The sequence below is a fragment of the Hymenobacter convexus genome (assembly GCF_030580955.1).
Lineage (GTDB): Bacteria > Bacteroidota > Bacteroidia > Cytophagales > Hymenobacteraceae > Hymenobacter.
Genome location: NZ_JAUQON010000002.1, coordinates 86,464 through 105,273 on the forward strand (window position 1 = coordinate 86,464; position 18,810 = coordinate 105,273).

Below are 18,810 nucleotides of genomic sequence, written 5' to 3' on the forward strand. Positions count from 1 at the left end.
TATGGTTTGGCTAAGGAAAAAGCTGGTCATGTCGAGCTTGCCGAGACATCTCGCGTGCTGCCACTAATCCTTTTGTTAAACGGTTGGTTTAGCCAAGGCACGCGAGATGTCTCGGCAAGCTCGACATGACGTTCAATTATCCATCCAATTCCATGCTTCTCACCCTCAAAACCGCCGTGCCGAAATCGCCGGCCCAGGTCATGGCCGGCTTCACGCGGGCGCTGTTTGAGGCGCTAGCGCCGCCGTTTCCTAAACTGCGGGTGCTGCGCTTCGACGGCTGCCGCACCGGCGACGAGGTAGAAATTGAACTGGATACGGTGGTGAAAAAGCTGCGCTGGACCTCCCTGATTGTGGACGACGGCGTGCTGCCCGACGGTACCCATTTCTTCATCGATGAGGGCCAGATTTTGCCGCCGCCGCTGCGCTACTGGCGCCACCGCCATCTGCTGCAGCCAGGGCCCGGCGGCACCTGCCTCATCGTCGATGCGCTGGAATACCGTACGGCCTCACCCCTGCTCGACCGCCTGATTTACCCGGCCATGTGGGCGCAGTTTGCCTGGCGTCGGCCTATTTATCGGCGCTGGTTTAAGTAGCGCTTGTAACGCTACAAATCCAGCACCATGCGCACGTCGCCGGGCTGCTCGGGCATCAGCGAAGCGGCCCGGAAGCCTAGTTTGTCGTAGAGTTTCAGGGCCGGGGTCAGGGTGGAAATTGTCAAGACTTCGACGCGGCGCGCGCCTAATTGGCGGGCTTTGCCCAAAATGCCCTGCCCCAGCGCCCAGCCGATGCCGCGGCGCTGGGCGGCGGGCGCCACGGCCAGCCGGGCCAGCTCGTACACGCCGTCGTGCTCTTTCACGAGGGCGCAGGTACCCACAATTTTGCCCTCGCACACGGCCATCAGGATGTGGCCGCCGCGCTCCACAATGTACTGCTGCGGGTTGTCAACCGGCTTTTGGTCGGGGCCTTCGATGTAGAAGTAGCGGGCAATCCATTCGTGGTTCAGCTCGTGGTTGAGCGCCTCGAAAGCCGCCTGGTGAGCGGGCTCAAAATCGATGATGGCGACATTGATGGGCATGGGTGGGATTGGGAAAACGGAGAGCGAGGGGAACGGGGCTGCAAAGTTCGCACACAGCAGGCCGTACCTTTACGGGCCTATGCTGAATCCCGCCACCATCGTCCTCAAAAACGGAAAAGACCACTCCTTGCGCCGCCGCCACCCCTGGGTGTTTTCGGGCGCCATTGCCCGCGTGAAGGGCGACGCCCACGAGGGCGACCCCGTGCGCGTCGAAGCCATCGACGGCGAGCTGCTGGGCGTGGGCCACTTTTCGGGCGGGGGCTCAATTGCCGTGCGCATGCTGGATTTTGGGCAAAATGCCAGCCTGCCCACCGCCGAGTATTGGGAAGCCAAACTGGGCAACGCCTATGCCCTGCGCCAGCGCCTGGGCCTGACGGGCACAGCCGACACCAACGTATTCCGCCTGGTACACGCCGAGGGCGACGGCCTGCCCGGCCTCATCATCGACGTGTATGGCGACGTGGCCGTGGTGCAGGCCCACAGCATCGGCATGTACCGCGCCCGGCCCGAAATTGCCGCCGCCCTGCGCGTGGTGTTTGGCGATAAGCTGCGCGCCATTTACGACAAGAGCGCCGAAACCATCCCCGGCAACGCCGTGCCCGACGTGAAGAACGGCTACCTCTTCGGCGAAAGCGACGGCGCCGAGCACGTGGTGAGCGAAAACGGCCACCAGTTTGCCGTAGACTGGGAAACCGGCCAGAAAACCGGCTTCTTCATCGACCAGCGCGACAACCGCGCCCTGCTGGCCCGCTACTCGCCCGGCCGCAAGGTGCTGAACACGTTCTGCTACACCGGCGGCTTCTCGGTGTATGCCCTGGAAGCCGGCGCCGAGCTGGTGCACTCCGTGGATAGCAGCAAGAAAGCCATTGCCCTCACCGAGCGTAACGCCGAGCTCAGCCACCACGCCGACCGCCACGCCGCCTACCCTGACGACGTGCTGGGCTTCCTCAAAAACCACTCGGCCGAGTACGACCTGCTAGTGCTCGACCCGCCCGCTTTTGCCAAGCACATGGGTGCCCGCCACGCCGCTCTCATGGGCTACAAGCGCCTGAATGCGGCCGGCATCGCGCACTTGGCGCCGGGCGGGCTGCTGTTCACGTTCTCTTGCAGCCAGGTAGTTAGCCCCGAATTATTCGAAGGTGCGGTGCTGGCCGCCGCCATCGAAGCGGGCCGGCCGGCGCGCATCCTGCACCGTCTCACCCAGCCCGCCGACCATCCGGTGAGCCTATTCCATCCGGAAGGCGCTTACCTGAAAGGGCTGGTGCTGGCGGTGGAGTAGTCTGAACTAAGAAAACAGTCATGCTGAGCGCAGTCGAAGCATCTCTACCATAATACTAACTCAATCGAAAGGATTAGTTGCGCGGTAGAGATGCTTCGGCTCCGCTCAGCATGACGTTTTTTTCTGCTTTTCATTAAAGAACCACACCGCGGCCCGGGCTGTTGCTACTCCAATTAATTCGCGACCTGTGAAGCCAGCCAAAGGCCGACGCTCTTCTACTACCTCTCTCAAGCAACCCGTGGCCGTCATCGGTGCGGGCATTGCCGGCATTGCGGTGGCGGCGCGGCTGGCCGTGGCCGGGCGCGCCGTCACGGTGTTTGAAGCGGGGCCCACGTTTGGGGGCAAAATGCATCAGTTTGCGCTGCCCGGCGGCTACCGCTTCGATGCCGGCCCGTCGCTTTTCACCCTGCCGCAACTGGTGGACGACATTTTCCGGCTGGCGGGGCGCACGCCGAGTGACTACTTCCGCTACGAGCGGCTCGACCCTATCACCAACTACTTTTTCGCCGATGGCACCCGGCTGCACGCCTGGGCCGACGCGGCGAAGTTTGCGGCCGAAGTGGAACAGAAGCTGGGCACCCCGGCCACTGAAGTAACGAAGTTTCTGAAGCGCGCCGGCCGGGCCTACGATGCTACGGCGGGCACGTTTCTGCACAAGTCTTTGCACAAGGCCCGCACCTACTTCAGCCCCGAAACGCTACGCGCCGTGGCCGCCCTGCCGCAGCTAGGCCTGCTGGGCACCATGCACCAGCGCCACGAAAGCGCCTTTGGCGCCGACCCGCGCCTCGTGCAGCTCTTCGACCGCTACGCCACCTACAACGGCTCCGACCCCTACCAGGCGCCGGCCACGCTGAGCATGATTCCGCACCTGGAGCACGGCATTGGCGCTTTCTACCCCGAAAGTGGCATCTACGCCATTGCCGAAAGCCTGGTGAAGCTGGCCACCGAGTTCGGGGTAAAATTCCGCTACAACGAGCCGGTGGAGGAAATCATCACCGCCGAAAAGCGGGTGACGGGCCTGCGCACGGCGCTGGATGTGTACGACTTCGGCCGGGTGGTGAGCAACATGGACGTGGTGCCCACCTACCGCCGCCTGCTGCCCCACCAGCCCGCGCCGGAGCGCACGCTCAGCCAGCCCCGCTCCTCTTCGGCGCTGATTTTTTACTGGGGCATCACCCGCGAATTTCCCGAGCTGGATGTGCACAACATCTTTTTCTCGGCTGACTACAAGGCGGAGTTTGACGCCATCTTCCAGCAAAAAACGGTGGCCGACGACGTGACGGTGTACGTGAACATCACCTCCAAAAAAACCCCCACCGACGCCCCGCCCGGCCACGAAAACTGGTTTGTGATGGTGAACGTGCCCCACGACCAGGGCCAGGACTGGGCCGCCCTCACCCACCAAACCCGCGCCGCCGTGCTCCGTAAGCTGCGCCAGGCGCTGGGCACCGACATCGCGCCGCTCATTGCCACCGAAAAAGTGTGGACGCCGCCGGGTATTGCCGCCGATACCTCGTCGTTCGGCGGCGCGCTCTACGGCAGCTCGTCCAACAACGCGCTGGCGGCTTTCCTGCGCCACCCCAATTTTTCGGGGCGGCTGGAGGGGCTGTACTTTTGCGGCGGCTCGGTGCACCCCGGCGGCGGCATTCCGCTCTGCCTGCTGTCGGCCAAAATCGTTTCGTCCTTAATTAATGAGGAGTGAGCAACAACCATCTGTCATCCTGAGCGCCGCGAAGGACCTTATCACGTTCGCAAAAGTCGAGTCTACGGTATCCCGCTCGAACGTGATAAGGTCCTTCGCCGCGCTCAGGATGACGGACGATTAGGCTCATTCTTACTTCAAATACATGGTTGACCATACCGAGCCGCTTGCGGCCGCCACTACTCGCCGGCTCCGCATTGCGCAGGGGCTGGTGCTGCTGTTTCACGTCACGGGCTTTCTGGGGCTGGCTTTTTCGAAGAATCCTGACTTTTACCTGCAATTCACACCGCTCACACTGGGGCTTTCGGCCTTGCTGCTGGCGGGGTTTCAGCGGGAGCGCAACGCCAGTTTCTGGGGATTCTGCGTGACGGTGGCGCTGCTGGGCTTTGCGGTCGAGTTTATTGGGGTGAACAGCGGCGGGCGGCTGTTTGGGCACTACACCTACGGCGACACGCTGGGCTTCAAGCTGTTTGATGCGCCGCCGTTTGCGGGCGTGCCGCCGCTCATCGGCCTCAACTGGCTGGTGATGACCTACGTGTGCGGCATGCTGGCCAGCTACCTGCCGCTGTCCGAGTTACCCCGCACCCTGCTGGCGGCCGTGCTGATGGTGGGCTTCGACGCCTGCGTGGAGCCGGTGGCCGGCACCTACGACTTCTGGCACTGGACGGCGAACATCATCCCGCTCCAAAATTTCCGCGACTGGTTCATCGTGGCCTGCATTCTGCAGATGCTGTTCAACCGGGCCGAATTTCCGAAGCATAACGCGCTGGCTCCGTTTGTGTACCTCACCCAGCTGTTGTTCTTTTTCCTGCTGGGCGCCGTGCAGTAAGCGAAAGTACGGAGGAGCTAATTCCGGCATTCGAGTATTGCGGGGAATTAATATGCGCGTTGGTGGGGTTTTCGGGCCTTAATTCGCATTCCTTTCCCGTTTCCCATGCCCGATTTTACGCTTACCGCCGCTTCGCTTGAAGCGGCGATGCCCATTTTTTACGCCCACGGCCTGCACGCAGCGCCCGATGCGGCCCTGGCGAAGGCGCTACACACCACCGAGCCGGAACTCACGGCGCAGTTTCCGAGCCGCGAGTTGCTGGTGCACCACACCATTTTGGCCGATATGGAGCGCCAGAAGCGGGAGCATGTGGAATTGTACGCCCAATACCCCACGGCCGTGGAGCGCCTCTACGGCCTGCTCCAGCTGGGCCTGCGCGACCTGACGGCCGTGCCCGGCCAGTTTTACGGCGACCTGCAGGCCGGCTTCCCCCAAACCTGGGACGCGGTGATGGACCACCTCAACAGCTATTCGGCGCCCCAGCTGCAACAGCTGCTCAACGACGGCATCCGCAGCAAGCTGTTCCGGTCTGATATCAATATTCAGCTGGTAACCAAGATATTGATTGAGCAGCTGAACCTGTTGCTCAACCCGCAGGTGTTCCCGCCCGACCGCTACAACATGCGCGAAGTTTTCCGCAGCATCTTCCTGTACTACATTCGCGGCATCTGCACCGATGAAGGCGCGCGGATTGCGGCCGAGCATTTTGCCCGGTTGTAGGCAGCCCGGCCCCGGCCGGGCCTAACTACTTGTAGGGATGTATTTATCATCATTGCGCAGTTGGCTGGTGCCGGCTGCGGCGGGCCTGTTGCTAGCCGGCTGCCAGGGCAAAACTTCGTCGGACTCGGAAAAGGCCTCCCAAACGGTCATCCGCGACGAAACCGTGTCGACCGACACAGCCAGCGTGCCCACCCCGAAGGACGGCATTACGGCGGCGCTACTGGCCAAGCACATTAAGGTGCTGGCGTCGGACGAGTTTCAGGGGCGGCGGCCGTTCACGGTGGGCGAGGAGAAAACCACCAAATACCTGGCGGCGGAATTTAAGAAGCTGGGCCTGAAGCCGGGGCCTAACGGCAGCTATTTCCAGGCCGTGCCGCTGGTGGAAATTGTGGGCACGCCCGACTCCGTAGCCACTGTGACGGGCAACGGCAAGAGCCTGACGCTGAAGTACCGCGACGACTTTATGTTCCTCACCGAGCACGAGCAGCCCACGGTTTCTATCAAGAATTCGCCGCTGGTGTTTGCCGGCTACGGCGTGACGGCGCCCGAGTACGGCTGGGACGACTACGCCGGCCTCGACGTGAAGGGCAAAACCGTGGTGGTGCTCATCAACGACCCCGGCAACGCGGGCGATGACAGTACGATGTTCAAAGGGAAGGCCATGACCTACTACGGCCGCTGGGGCTACAAATACGAGGAAGCCGCCCGCCACGGCGCCACCGGCCTGCTCATCATCCACGACACCAAGCCCGCCGCCTACCCCTGGACGGTGGTGCAAAGCAGCAACGGCGGCGCCAAGCTGCGCCCCCAAACCGCCGACCACGGCGCCAGCAAGGTCTCGCTGGAAGGCTGGATAACGCTGGATGCGGCCAAGCGCCTCTTCACCGCCGCCGGCCAGAACTACGACGAAGCCTACGCAGCCGCCAACAAAAAAGGCTTCAAAGGCACGGCGCTGGGGCTGAACCTGACCACGACCATCCACAACAAAATCACGCGTAAAACCTCAAAAAACGTGGTGGCCGTGCTGCCCGGCGCCACCCGTCCCAACGAGTACATCATCTACTCGGCGCACTGGGACCACCTCGGCATCGGCAAGGCCATCAACGGCGACTCCATTCATAACGGCGCGCTGGACAATGCCAGCGGCTGCGCGGCTTTGCTGGCCATTGCCAACGGCTTTGTGCAAGCCAAGGAAAAGCCCGGCCGCAGCATCGTATTCCTGTCGGTGACGGGTGAGGAACAGGGCCTGCTGGGCTCGGCCTACTACGCCGCGCACCCGCTGTTCCCGGTGAAGAACACCGTGGCCGACATCAACATGGACGAACTGCTGGCTTTCGGGCCGATGCGCGACGTGACCATCACAGGCTACGGCCAGTCGGAGTTGGACGACTACGCCCGCGCCGCCGCCAAGGAGCAAAACCGCTACGTCATTCCCTACCAGCACCCCGAAACCGGCAGCTTCTACCGCTCCGACCATTTCAGCTTCGCCAAAGTGGGCATTCCGGCCCTCTACGCCAGCGGGCAGTACGACAGCCGTCTGCACGGCAAGGCCTTCGCCGAGCAGCAGCGCAAGGATTTCGAGGAGAAAAACTACCACCAGCCTTCCGACGAGTACGACCCCAGCTGGGACCTGCGCGGCGCCGAGCAGGACGCCCGCCTGCTCTTCCGCGTGGGCCAGAATCTGGCCGCCGAAACCACGTTCCCGAAGTGGAAGGACGGGTCGGAGTTCAAGGCGACACGGGAGAAGAGTCGGGCAGGCAAATAAATCCGCCTAACAGTCTGTCATGCTCATCTGGCGTCCACGCAGTGAAGCACCTTATCACGTTGGAACGGTCTGTTCTGGCGTGATAAGGTGCTTCACTGCGTGGACGCCAGATGAGCATGACAGATTGGTATTTTGAACTGCTATTTCAGCTCCACCAGCGGCGCCTTCGGGTCCAGATGCCCCTGTTTCTCCAGCAGCTTGGCGGCGGCGGTGAGCTGGGCCGCATCGTGGGCATTGACGAGGATGATGGGGCCGCTGGGACCGGTGGTGCTTAGCACGAAGCTTTGCTCGGGACGCAGGCGCTGCTTACGCAGGGCAGGCAAGTTGGCGCGCAGGTATTTGAGGGTGGCGGCGTGCTCGCGGGTGATGAGGATGACGGGCAGCACCTCGCCACTCTGGGCCCGGCTCAGGGGCTTGGCAGAGTTCAGAATGGGGAATGACGAGTATGTAAACGTGGTGCGAAAACGGTCCTGGAACGGCTGCACTGCGGCTTGGAAATCGTCGGCGTTGGTCCAGTAAAGGGTCTTGCGAAACAGGTTCACATAGCTGGTGGCAGCCTGCGGAAACGTTTGGTCGAAGAGGGCGACGGCTTGGTTTACGAAGGCGCTGTCGATGGTTTGGCCGCGCTCCACGTAGCTCGTCATCAACGGGTAGAGAGCTTTGGCGTAGCGGCTGACGTAGTCGTCGAAATACCACTCGCCGCTCTCGACTTTGCCGGTTTGCTGGACATAAATCCACTCGCCGGCCACCGTGGCAAAGGCTTCTTCCATGAGGTTGTAGGCATAGCGGCCGTTGGGCGAGGGGTGGTGCAGGTACCAGCCTTCCACCTGCTGCTGCAAGGCCAGCCGCTGCTGCGCCGAGAGCGTGTGGCTCATCTCGTGAAATACCACCGCCGTGCCATCCACAAATGTGCGCGAGTTGGGATGGCAGTCGAGCAGCACCAAGTTGCCGGTAGCCGTGGCGTGGTTGGTGAAAATCAGGCCATTAAAGCCCTGTTTCACATCCAGCTGCGGGGTGAGCAGCACCCGGTACGGCAGCGCATCAGGCCACACGCTGCCGTAGAAAGTGCGCAGCCGGCCAAACTTCGCCATGAGCTGGCTTTTGGCCAGGAAGTCGGCGTAGGCGGTGCGTAGCCGGCCCAGCTCGGCGGCGTGCGGCTGCCAGGCCAGCGTGTCGAAGGCGGGCGTGAAGTAGCGGTACACGCTGTCGAGGCCCGCCAGCACCTCGTTGGGCAGCAGGCCCACGGTGCGGCGCTGCAGGTCGGGCAGGTCCTGGGCGTCGGCGCTGGCGGCCAGGTAGCTGGGCATAATGGAGCCCACGCTGCCCAGGCGCCCGGCTGGATAGCCGTCGCGGTCGAAGCCGGGGTCACGGTCGAGGCTTTGGTAGCGGCGCAGCCAGCGCCGGGCGGCGGGCGTGTTGAAGCGGCTGGCCTCGAAGGCCTTTCGGCTGCCCCGGTAGGTATTGTTGTCGCCCGCCAGCGTTTGCACGAAGCGCACCAGCGCGTGCGTACGGCTCACTTCGACGGTGACGGCCGGGCCGGGGCCGGCGCTTGGTGCCTGTTGGGCCCAGAGGGAAAAACTTTCCAGCAGAAAAACGAGCAATAGAAACAGCTTCATGCCGCTAAAAGTAGCGCCGAATTCGCCTGTCATCCTGAGCGCAGCGAAGGACCTTCTCATAACTGCGCGCGGACTGCGCACGATGGAATGACTGTTAACCAGTCAACGTGAGAAGGTCCTTCGCCGCGCTCAGGATGACAGGCGCGTTCATTACGCCAGTAGCCAGCCCAACAGCGCCGCCCGCGCCGTCCAGGCCAGCGTGCGCAGCCAGTTGGTGCGCGTCAGGCCGTCGATGGCAATGTAGTCAAACCCCTTTTCCAGCCGATTGTGGAAAGGCACCGAGATGAAAAACGTGGCCGCCCAAATCAGCCCCACCAGCCCCAGGCTCCACCAGCCCGCGCCGCCGGGCAGCACCGTGCGCCCGGCCCATGCCAGCCAGATGGCCAGGCCCAATTCCACTACCATCGGGGCCATCACCACGTAGCTCATGCGCCGGGTGTGGGCCGCGTGGAAGGGCACCCACGCCGCTTTTGGCACCAACCCGAAGCTGGGGTAATGCACCACCTGCACCGTCCAGATGAGGCCGGCGAGGTAGGCGGCAGCGGCGAAATTGAGCAGAATGAGGGTGTGGAGCGACATGAGCGAAAAAATAATTTCAAGCGAAACATAGCGGTTTTCGGGCGCCTGCGCGGCACGCAATCGTTCCCGTGAAAACCGGCCGAAACGAGCGCCCACGGCCAACATTTCCGTACCCATACGCTGTTGCGTAGGTTCGCACCGCACTTTTTGCCCCAATTATGGCTGTAAGCACCGAAAACCTGACCCAACTTTTCCCGCCCGACGCGGCGGCCATTCCCGAAGCTTGGCGCCTGCCCGAGCCCCTGCACCAGCGCGAGTACCTGCTCGACGGCGAGCTGCGCGAGTGGGCCGGCCCCACCCAGGAAGTGGTGTCGCCCATGTTCGAGCGCCAGCCCGACGGCTCCCTGAAGCCCCGCGTCATCGGCTCCTACCCGCTGCTCGACGAGGCCGAAGCCCTTAAAGCCCTCGATGCCGCCGTGCGCGCCTACGACCACGGCCGCGGCGAATGGCCCACCATGAGCGTGGCCGACCGCATTGCCGCCGTCGAGAAATTCACCCGCCTCATCGTGGCCCGCAAAAATGAGATTGTGAAGCTGCTGCTCTGGGAAATCGGGAAATCCACGACCGATTCCGAGAAGGAGTTTGACCGCACCGTCGACTACATCCGCAACACCATCGACGCCCTCAAGGACATGGACCGCGACTCGTCGCGCTTCACCATCACCGAAGGCATCATCGGCCAGATTCGCCGCTCGCCGCTGGGCGTGGTGCTCTGCATGGGCCCATTCAACTACCCGCTGAACGAGACGTTCTGCATGCTTATTCCGGCCCTGATTATGGGCAACACCGTGCTGTTCAAACCTCCGAAACACGGCGCCCTGCTCCACTACCCGCTGCTGCAGGCCTTCACCGAAGCCTTCCCCAAGGGCGTGGTGAACACCGTGTACGGCCGCGGCAACACCGTGGTGCCGGCCCTCATGGCCTCGGGCAAGATTGACGCGCTGGGCCTCATCGGCAGCAGCCGCGTGGCCGATTCGCTCAAGAAGATGCACCCCAAGAGCAACCGCCTGCGCGCCATTCTGGGGCTCGATGCCAAGAACGCCGCCATCGTGATGCCCGACGCCGACCTAGAAGTGGCCGTGAAAGAAGCCGTGCTGGGCGCGCTCAGCTTCAACGGCCAGCGTTGCACCGCCCTCAAGATGTTCCTGGTGCACGAGAGCATTGCCGACGACTTCGTGGCGCGCCTCGCCACCGAAATCAACAAGCTGAAACCCGGCATGCCCTGGGACGCGGGCGTGAACATCACCCCCCTGCCCGAGCCGCAAAAGCCGGCTTACCTGGCCGAAGTCATTGCCGATGCCGAAGCTAAAGGCGCCCGCGTGATGAACGAAGGCGGCGGCACCGCCAGCGGCCCGCTGGTGTACCCCGCCCTGCTCTACCCCGTGAAAGACGGCATGAAGGTGTGGCGCGAGGAGCAGTTTGGCCCGGTGGTGCCGGTGGCCCGCTTCGCCAGCACCGACGAGGCCATCCAGTACATAATCGACTCCGACCACGGCCAGCAGGTGAGCATTTTCGGCTCCGAATCGGAGGAAGTGGCCAGCCTGGTCGACCAGCTGGTGAACCAGGTGAGCCGCGTGAACATCAACGCCCAGTGCCAGCGCGGGCCCGACACCTTCCCCTTCACCGGCCGCAAAGACTCGGCCGAGGGCACCCTCTCGGTGTACGACGCCCTGCGCTCGTTCAGCATCCGCACGGTGGTGGCCACCAAGATGACGGATGCCAACAAGCACCTGCTCAACGAAATAGTGGACGGGCAGGAAAGCAGCTTCCTGAGCACGCGGTTTATTCTGTAAGCCGCCCCGCTTCAATCCGGCTCTTTACCTAAGAGCCTAACCGATGCCCGAAACAAGCAACTTTATGCTAGTTTCGGGCATCTGGCGTTTCAGGTTCCTCTTTTCACCTTTTTCCGCTGATTTCTATGTCCCGCTTGCTACCGCTGCTGGCTGCGTTTCTGCTATTTGGTTCGGCCCTGCGCGCGCAGCAGGCCCCGTCCACCGCCGCATTTGATGCCTATTGCACGACCTTTTTCAAGGAAATCCAGATTCTGTCGGAGAAGAAGGAATACCGTCAGATTCTGGGCCGCTACCCGGAATGGGAGGCCAAGTACAACGCTTTGGGTCCTACCGACAAGCAGCTGTTTCGCGGGGCGCTGGCCGGGGTCGACTACAACCGCGCCTGCTACTACGCCCTGCTGAAGGACCGGCCCAACGCCGTGCTCAGCTTCCGGCACGCCGTGGAGCACGGCTATAAAAACTACAGCCACGCCAAGGTAGACACCGACCTGGACCTGATTCGCAACGACAAAGGCTTCCAGCAGCAAATGGCCGCCATTCGGGAGCACGGCGACTTCATTTACGTCTTGCAGCAAGCCAAAGGCTACACCCCGAACGAAGCCCGGCCGCTGCCGGCTTTCACCTACCAAAGCGCCGACGACCCGCACCTCGTGGCGCTGCGCAGAACCTACAAGCTCGATTCAATCGCGGGCCAGGGCAACGAAGTATCGCGCTACATTAACCTGCTGCACTGGGTGCACGAGCAGGTGCCGCACGACGGCAACCACGAAAACCCCGCCGTGCGCAACGCCCAGGATTTGCTACGCGTGTGCCGTGCCGAAAAGCGCGGGCTAAACTGCCGCGGCCTGGCCACCATCCTCAACGAAGCCTACCTGGCCATGGGCTACAAGGCGCGCTTTGTGGGCTGCCTGCCCAAGGACACCACCGATTACGACAGCCACGTCATCAACGCCGTGTACTCGCCCAGCCTCCAGAAATGGCTGTGGATGGACCCGACCAACGACGCCTACGTGATGAATGAGCAGGGCCAGCTGCTCAGCATCGAGGAAGTGCGCGCCCGGATAATGGATGGCCGCCCGCTGCTGGTGAACCCCACCGCCAACTGGAACCACAAGGTTTCCAAAACCAAGGAAGACTACCTCTACCAGTACATGGCCAAAAACCTCTACAAGCTGCAATGCCCCGTGAGCAGCCAGTACGACCTGGAAACGCGCGGACCCGGTAAGGCCCTGCAATACGTCACGCTGCTGCCGGCCAGCGTCGGCGCCACCAGGCCGCCCGTCCGCAACACGCAGGACGGCGCCACCAGCTTCACGCTCTACAACACCAGCAACGCGGCCGCTTTCTGGCAAAAGCCCTGAGCAAAAGCAAGGCGGGCTTTTGCTGCGCGCCGCACGTCGGCTTGGGCAGCTTACTGTTTTTGCCCTTTCGAAATGCGCGCCAGCAATTCCTAAGCCGCCTTCTTGAGCACCGCCTTTGCGCACGGCTTCATTCTATCGGCTCTGCGGTAGCGGCGGGTACTTTGCTCGGAGCCGCCGCCGCCTGCAGGTTCTGGTCCTGCGGCAGCGTCATTATCAGTTCGGTAAAAGCGCCCTCTTCGGAGCGGGCCGCGATGGTGCCGCCGTAACCCTTGGTCACGATGTCGTAGCTCAGCCACAAGCCCAGGCCGGTGCCTTCGCCGGGCGGCTTGGTAGTGAAGAACGGGTCGAATATTTTATCAATCACCACGGCCGGAATGCCGCTGCCGTTGTCGCGCACGTGCAACTCCACGCAGCCGCTGCGGCGCAGCGTGCGCACGCGCACCGACGGCGCGTAGGTGCTGCCCTGCACCGTGGCCTTCTGGTGCACGGCGTAAAAGGCATTGGCAAACACGTTGAGCAACACCCGGCCCAGCTCCTGCGGCACCACCCGCACGAGACCCAGGGCGGGGTCCAGGTCGAGGTGCAGGGCTACCACGAAGCCCTTGTGCTTGCTTTGCAGGCTGTGGTTGGCCAAGCGCAGGTAGTCCTGCACCAGGGCGTTGAGGTCGATGCTTTGCAACTGGCCGGGGTCGGGGTGGGCGTGCTCCAGCATGCCCTTCACAATGCCCGCCGCCCGAATGCCGTGCTGGTTGATTTTGCGCAGGTTCTGGCGCAGGTCGCCGAGCAGGCCCGCCGTCAGCTCGGGGTCGGGTGCGGGCAGCAGGCGCTCTTCTTCCAGCTCGGTCAGCAGCTCCAGGCTCACTTCCGAGAAGTTGTTCACGAAGTTGAGCGGGTTCTGCATCTCGTGGGCCACGCCGGTGGTGAGGGCCGCCAGGGCCACCATCTTCTCGCTTTGCACCAGCTGGCTCTGGGTGGCTTTGAGCTTTGTCAGGGTTTGGTCGAGGCGGTCGCGCTGGCGGGCTATTTCCTCGTTTTTCTCGTTCAGCACGCGGTTGGCGCGCTGTTTCAGAAAAATGTTCCGGGCCAGCAGGGCGGCCAGCAGCAGCAGGCCCACCAGCCCGGCCACCAGGCCCAGCATTTTCTGTTGCTGGCGCGCGGCGCGCTGGGCCTGCAGCTGCTGGCGCTGCTTGAGCAAGGTAATCTGGTCCTGCTTCTTGTCCAGCTCGTAGCCATAGCGCAGGGCGCTGGTTTTTTTCTGGGTTTCGATGCCCGACACCGAATCCTTGTAAGCCACCCAGAGGCCCTGGTACCGGTAGGCCTGCGCGTAGTTGCCCTGCCGGGCGTATGCTTGGGCCAGCAGCTCGCTCCCATTGCGCAGGCCTTCCTTGCTGTGCAACTGCTGGCTGAGGGCGAAGGCGTGCCGGGCCAGCGCCAGGGCGCTATCGGGGCGGCCCTGCTGCAGGTGCACCCGCGCCACGGCCAGCTCGGCAGGCGGCAGGTTGAACCCGTCTTTGTTCGCTTTGGCCTCGCGGCGGGCCCGCGTGGCGTGCTGCATGGCCCGGGCCAGGTCGCCCTGCTCAGCATACAGCTCGGAGAGATTGATTTCGTCAATCAGCGCGCTCAGCTGGTCGCCCACTTTGCGGTTCATCACGGCGGAGCGGCGCAGGTAGGTCAGGGCCTGGGCCGGGTGGTTGAGCTGGCGGTAGGCGTTGCCCAGCAGGTTCAATGAGGCGGCTTGCATGTAGTCGTCGCCGCGGGCTTCGGCGTTGCGCAGGGCGGGTTTCAGCACCGCCAGGGCATCCTTGTAGTTGCCCAACTGCACATACACACTGCCAATGGCCACCTGCAGGTAGGTCTGCGCCTCGTGGTCGCCAGCCCGCTCGGCGTAGGGCAGGCCCCGTAGCGCGGCCCGCAGCGAAGCAGCCGGGTTTTCCTGGTCGGCTTCGATGAAACTCCACTGAATGAACGTTTTGGCCAGCCCCGCCGCATCGTGGCGCCGCCCAAACAGGGCCTGCGCCTCCCGGGTGTAGCGCCGCGCCCGCGCGTAGTCGGCGGCCCGGCGGTAGCGGGTGCCCAGGCCCAGCAGCTCCTGGCCCTCGCCGCGCGCGTCGCGCAGGCGGCGGCTCAGCGCCAGGGCCTGCTCCAACACGGCCGTCGACTGCGGGGCATCGCTCAGCAGCAGCCCGTTGCTCAGGGCTTGCAGGCGGCGCACCCGCGTGGTGTCGGGCTGCGTATCGGCCCGGAGCAGGGCGCGCAGGCTGTCGGCCACGCGCGTCTGGGCGGCGAGCGGAGCGCCGGGCCACCAGGCGGCAGCCAGCAGCAAAAGGAGCCAGCGTTTCATAGGCGTCAGGGGTTTGAGGGGCCGGCTCCGGGCCTACTTGTGCTGGCGGCGGCCCAACGCCCACACCACGGCCCCAGCAGCCACGGCAAAGGCCACTCCTACCGCCAACGTGCTGATTTCTCGGCCTATCCCGAAAGACTTCCCCACCCGGTAGCGCGGATACGGCGGGTTGATGATGTAGCCATCGTACTCGTCCCGGAGCTCGGTCTGGGTGTCTTTGAACACCGCCCGGCGCGTGCCGCTCGCCTCATCGTATTCGCCCGGCAAGCTGTCATCGGGGTTTTCCACCCCCTTGTAGCGGCGGCCGAAAATGCGGGCATCATAAGAAACCCACAGTCCGGTCGCTTTTTTCTTATCCAGCCAGGCATAGTTAATCCGACAGTCGGTTACGTAGCCCTGGCCCGCCGGCTGCCACACAAACAGCGCTTCCGTATCATTCAAATCCTCAATGGAATAAGGAGAATACGTGGGTGGTGCCGGGTTAGGGTTTTCCGGCGTTTTAAGCTTGGCCACCACGGCCGCCTGGTAGTTGCTCCACACGGAGTATCGCTGTGCCACCGATACCACCTGGCCCGGCTGGTGCGGCCCCAACGGGCCGGAATGTCGTTTCTGCTTCATGCTTGTGGTCTGAAAAAGAACAAGAAAATCGGGCCTACGCCATGGCCTCGGGCTGCCCGGCGTCGATGCGCGGGAAGGGCGGGTTAATGGTTTCTGCCTGAGCAAAGCCTCTGGTCAGCATCGGCGCAAACGGATAGGGCGGGTTGATAACCAGCCCCACTACGCCGCCCGAGGGGTCGGCCAGGGTGCACAGGGCCGTGTCGTTCTGTTGCGAGTCGGCCTGGGAGGCGGGCATTTTGTGGGGTGGGCGCACGCCCTGGCAGCCGTGGTTCCGAATCAGGTCGTCGTACACCTTTTCCAAATCGGCCATGCCCGAGCCCGGCACCTGCCAATAGATAACGGTATCCGTGCTGCCGTCGTCGGTGGTTCGGCAGAGCAGGGCCATGTCGGCGGCCAGGCGGAAAGGGTAGGAAGCCTCGCCCAGCAGCGTTTTGTAGAAGGCCATGGTCTTGTCGAGCTGGTCCGGGTCGGCCAACCCCAGTTCTATCATGGCGGGGCGCACAACTTTGCCCTTAACAATTGGCGGAGGCGTTTTCATGGCGACGGGGAGATAAATGATTGAAAGCAAACCATCAGCAGCCCGCCACGAGGGCGGCGCCCGCAGTGGCCAACGCAAGCACGTCCTGCGCCGAACCAACATCTAAATATAAACTTTATTCATAATAAATTTGATTTTTACGCCCCTTGTTCAGCCCGTTATTTATCCGTTCCCGGCCAAATTGTAATTGAGTAGCCAGCCCTTCCAGGCCGCACGGCGGTGCGTCTGGGCTGGTTTGGCCATTTGAAGCCCCAAGGCACGGTGGCCAGCTGGCGACTCGGAGTAATGTCGCTGACTATTTCTTATCGGTCAGGGCCTGAAAAAAGCTTGCTTGTGCTGCTGCGGCTGGCGGCCTTCGCCACAGCTTGCCGGTTCAATTCAAGCGCCACCAGCCGGGCCCGACGCGGGCAGAAATGCCAGCGGGAATTTGGCAATCATCGGTCATTGCCAAGCAAAGCAATTCGTCCTGTCAAAACCAGTCCCTTTCCAGTGCCAAAAAGCCCCGGCACTACGCAGTGCCGGGGCTTTTTAATGGACTTTAGCTGCGCTGGCCTTCAATTGCCCCGGGCTGCGCCCTGGCAATGGCACCTCCAAGGCGCTACTTCGCGGCCGGCAGGCTCACCGTCACGTTGGTGCCGGCGCCGGGGCGGCTCTGGATGACGAGGGTGCCGCCGTGGCGGTGCACAAAAGCCCGGCACAGCGCCAGGCCCAGGCCCAGGCCGGTGGCGCGGGGCGTGGGCGTGGGGGTGGGCTCGGGCAGGGCCGGGCCGCTCATCAGGGAGGAGACGGTGGCTGCGGTCATGCCCGGGCCCGTGTCGGTGCAGCTGATGAGCACCATTTGCGGGTCGTCGGGGTCAGGGGCGGCTTCGAGGTGCACGTGCCCGCCCGAGGGCATGAATTTGAGGGCATTGCCCACCAGGTTGCGCAAAATGGTGCGCGTCATGTTGCGGTCGGCCAGCAGGCGCAGGCCATCGGGGGCGGCCATGGTGATGTGCTGCCAACTGGCGGCGGCGGTGGTCTGGTACAGGGCCTGGCACTCGGCAAACAGCTCCGACACCGCAATGGGCGTGGGCCGGCATTCGAGCTCGCCGGTCTGGCTCACGGCCCAGTTCAACACGTTGTCGAGCAAGTGGTTGAGGCTGTCGGCAGCCTGGCGCACCATGGCGGGCAGGCGCGCGAGGCCCGCTTGGTCGTTCTGGGCAATATAGGAGTCAATCAGGCTGGTAACGCCGGCGAAGGCCGTGACCGGGCCGCGCAAATCGTGCGCCACAATGGCGTAGAGCTTGTCTTTGAACGAAGCCACGCTGCGCAACTCGACCGATACTTTCTCTAAGGCGCGGTTATTGGCAGCCAGCTCGGAGCGGCTGCGGCGCAGGTTGCGATAGAAGTAGGCGGCCACCAGCAACGCCAGCGTGAGCACGGCCACCGCCCCAATGAGCACCTGGCTGTGCCACACCTGCTCGTCGTGCTGCTGCGTGAGCAGGCGCAGGCGCCGGGCCCGCTCCTGCGACTCGGAGCTGACCTGGGCGGCGGCCAGCGTTTGCATGGTTTGGCGGTTGTTGAGCGTGTCGTTCAACTCCACGTAGCGCTGGTTCCACTCGTAGGCCTGTTTGTAGTTCTCGCGGTCGGCCGCCTCGGCCGACAGGATGCTGTAGGCATCGAGCACGCGCTCCAGGTAGTCGCTCTGGCGGGCCAGCGCCAGGGCTTCGCGGGCGGCGGCATCGGTGCGCTCCGGCTCGCCCATCTGGATGTAGTACATCGCAAACATAATGAGCTGGTTGGCCTGGCTGCGGGCCGAGTGCTGGCGCCGGCTGATGGCCAGGGCCTGCGTCAGCAGGCGCTTCACGCGGCCCATGTTGCCGGCCCGCATCTGGTAAGTGGCCAGGCTCGACAGGTAGTTGGCCTCCGCCGTGGAATCGGCCTGCCGGCGGGCCAGCGCCAGCGCCAGCGAATCGAAGTGCATGGCCTGCGGGAGCTGCTGCCGGAAGAAAAACAAGCCGCCCACGTTGCCCAGCAGGTGCATCCGCGTGCTCGCCGACACGCCCGGCTGGTTGGCCAGCTGCAGGGCCTTGCGGTAGTGGCGCCAAGCGGTGGTGGAGTCGCGCCGCTCGTGGTAGATGCTGCCTTGCGCCGTGTAGGTCCGGGCCAGGCCGTCCACGTCTTTGAGGCTGCGGGCCAGGCTTTGGGCTTCGGTGAGCAGGCTTAGGGCTTCGGGGCCGTTCGAGAGGTTGGCGTAGCAACTGGCCAGCACCAGCAGGCTGCGCAGCAGCGGCGGGCCTTGCGCGTCGGCGGGCAGGGTGCGGGCCAGGGTCACGGCGGCTTCGCCGTAGGGCAGGGCACGGGCGGGCTGCTCGTTGTGCAGCGCGTAGCACAAGGCATTGAGCAGGCGCAGGCGCGTGGTATCGGGCAGCGAGGTAGCCAGTTTTTGCCGCAGCGCCTCGCTGCCGGCCGGCCCAGGCTGCCCGGCCTGCGCATAGGCAGGCCGGGCCAGCACCCCGAAGGCAAGCAGCCAAAACAGCAAAAATCCGGGCCGGGTCATATAAGGCTGCATAATGCTAGCCAAAGATAAGCACAACCCCGCCAACTTTCACGCT

The 18,810-nt window shown here is 63.6% G+C and carries 15 protein-coding genes; 8 read left to right on the forward strand and 7 right to left on the reverse strand.

Annotation, left to right across the window (positions count from 1 at the left end; all coding sequences use genetic code 11):
* The first annotated feature begins 152 nt into the window (after window positions 1-152).
* Window positions 153-593: an SRPBCC family protein gene (locus tag Q4S41_RS03870; RefSeq protein WP_305029791.1), complete on the forward strand. Its 441-nt coding sequence runs from the start codon at window positions 153-155 to the stop codon at window positions 591-593.
* Window positions 594-604: 11 nt separating this feature from the next.
* On the opposite strand, the gene Q4S41_RS03875 is transcribed toward Q4S41_RS03870, so the two are convergent.
* Window positions 605-1,075 (reverse strand): GNAT family N-acetyltransferase, encoded by a 471-nt coding sequence (locus tag Q4S41_RS03875; protein WP_305029792.1) that lies wholly within the window; start codon window positions 1,073-1,075, stop codon window positions 605-607.
* Window positions 1,076-1,157: 82 nt separating this feature from the next.
* On the opposite strand from Q4S41_RS03875, the gene Q4S41_RS03880 reads away from it, so the two are divergent.
* The 5 genes from Q4S41_RS03880 to Q4S41_RS03900 all read left to right on the forward strand — a co-directional run bounded on the left by Q4S41_RS03880 (window position 1,158) and on the right by Q4S41_RS03900 (window position 7,370).
* On the forward strand, window positions 1,158-2,354 hold the full coding sequence (locus Q4S41_RS03880) for a class I SAM-dependent rRNA methyltransferase (RefSeq protein ID WP_369811253.1): 1,197 nt from the start codon (window positions 1,158-1,160) through the stop codon (window positions 2,352-2,354).
* Between the two features lie 187 nt (window positions 2,355-2,541).
* Window positions 2,542-4,056: a 1-hydroxycarotenoid 3,4-desaturase CrtD gene (gene crtD / locus Q4S41_RS03885; RefSeq protein WP_305029794.1), complete on the forward strand. Its 1,515-nt coding sequence runs from the start codon at window positions 2,542-2,544 to the stop codon at window positions 4,054-4,056.
* 145 nt (window positions 4,057-4,201) lie between these two features.
* Window positions 4,202-4,885: a carotenoid biosynthesis protein gene (locus Q4S41_RS03890; protein WP_305029795.1), complete on the forward strand. Its 684-nt coding sequence runs from the start codon at window positions 4,202-4,204 to the stop codon at window positions 4,883-4,885.
* 105 nt (window positions 4,886-4,990) lie between these two features.
* Window positions 4,991-5,605 carry a TetR/AcrR family transcriptional regulator gene (locus tag Q4S41_RS03895; protein ID WP_305029796.1) on the forward strand — a complete coding sequence of 205 codons (615 nt, stop codon included), beginning with the start codon at window positions 4,991-4,993 and terminating at the stop codon, window positions 5,603-5,605.
* A 37-nt stretch (window positions 5,606-5,642) separates the two neighbouring features.
* Complete coding sequence (locus Q4S41_RS03900) at window positions 5,643-7,370, forward strand: M28 family metallopeptidase (RefSeq protein ID WP_305029797.1); 1,728 nt, start codon at window positions 5,643-5,645, stop codon at window positions 7,368-7,370.
* Between the two features lie 140 nt (window positions 7,371-7,510).
* On the opposite strand, the gene Q4S41_RS03905 is transcribed toward Q4S41_RS03900, so the two are convergent.
* Window positions 7,511-8,986, reverse strand: coding sequence for a hypothetical protein (locus Q4S41_RS03905; RefSeq protein ID WP_305029798.1), 1,476 nt, complete (start codon window positions 8,984-8,986; stop codon window positions 7,511-7,513).
* Window positions 8,987-9,136: 150 nt separating this feature from the next.
* Window positions 9,137-9,565 carry a hypothetical protein gene (locus Q4S41_RS03910; protein WP_305029799.1) on the reverse strand — a complete coding sequence of 143 codons (429 nt, stop codon included), beginning with the start codon at window positions 9,563-9,565 and terminating at the stop codon, window positions 9,137-9,139.
* A 158-nt stretch (window positions 9,566-9,723) separates the two neighbouring features.
* On the opposite strand from Q4S41_RS03910, the gene Q4S41_RS03915 reads away from it, so the two are divergent.
* The gene (locus Q4S41_RS03915) at window positions 9,724-11,358 is read left to right on the forward strand and encodes an NADP-dependent glyceraldehyde-3-phosphate dehydrogenase (RefSeq protein WP_305029800.1); all 1,635 of its coding nucleotides are present in this window, start codon (window positions 9,724-9,726) and stop codon (window positions 11,356-11,358) included.
* A gap of 125 nt (window positions 11,359-11,483) precedes the next feature.
* Entirely contained in the window at window positions 11,484-12,719 is a 1,236-nt protein-coding gene (locus Q4S41_RS03920; RefSeq protein ID WP_305029801.1) for a transglutaminase-like domain-containing protein, read from the forward strand.
* Window positions 12,720-12,846: 127 nt separating this feature from the next.
* On the opposite strand, the gene Q4S41_RS03925 is transcribed toward Q4S41_RS03920, so the two are convergent.
* The 4 genes from Q4S41_RS03925 to Q4S41_RS03940 form a co-directional block, all read right to left on the reverse strand.
* Window positions 12,847-15,060, reverse strand: a complete 2,214-nt coding sequence (locus Q4S41_RS03925; RefSeq protein WP_305029802.1) for a tetratricopeptide repeat protein — start codon at window positions 15,058-15,060, stop codon at window positions 12,847-12,849.
* Window positions 15,061-15,093: 33 nt separating this feature from the next.
* Window positions 15,094-15,678 (reverse strand): hypothetical protein, encoded by a 585-nt coding sequence (locus tag Q4S41_RS03930; protein ID WP_305029803.1) that lies wholly within the window; start codon window positions 15,676-15,678, stop codon window positions 15,094-15,096.
* Window positions 15,679-15,712: 34 nt separating this feature from the next.
* On the reverse strand, window positions 15,713-16,216 hold the full coding sequence (locus Q4S41_RS03935) for a VOC family protein (RefSeq protein WP_305029804.1): 504 nt from the start codon (window positions 16,214-16,216) through the stop codon (window positions 15,713-15,715).
* Between the two features lie 598 nt (window positions 16,217-16,814).
* Window positions 16,815-18,767 (reverse strand): ATP-binding protein, encoded by a 1,953-nt coding sequence (locus Q4S41_RS03940; RefSeq protein ID WP_305029805.1) that lies wholly within the window; start codon window positions 18,765-18,767, stop codon window positions 16,815-16,817.
* Between the last annotated feature and the right edge of the window lie 43 nt (window positions 18,768-18,810).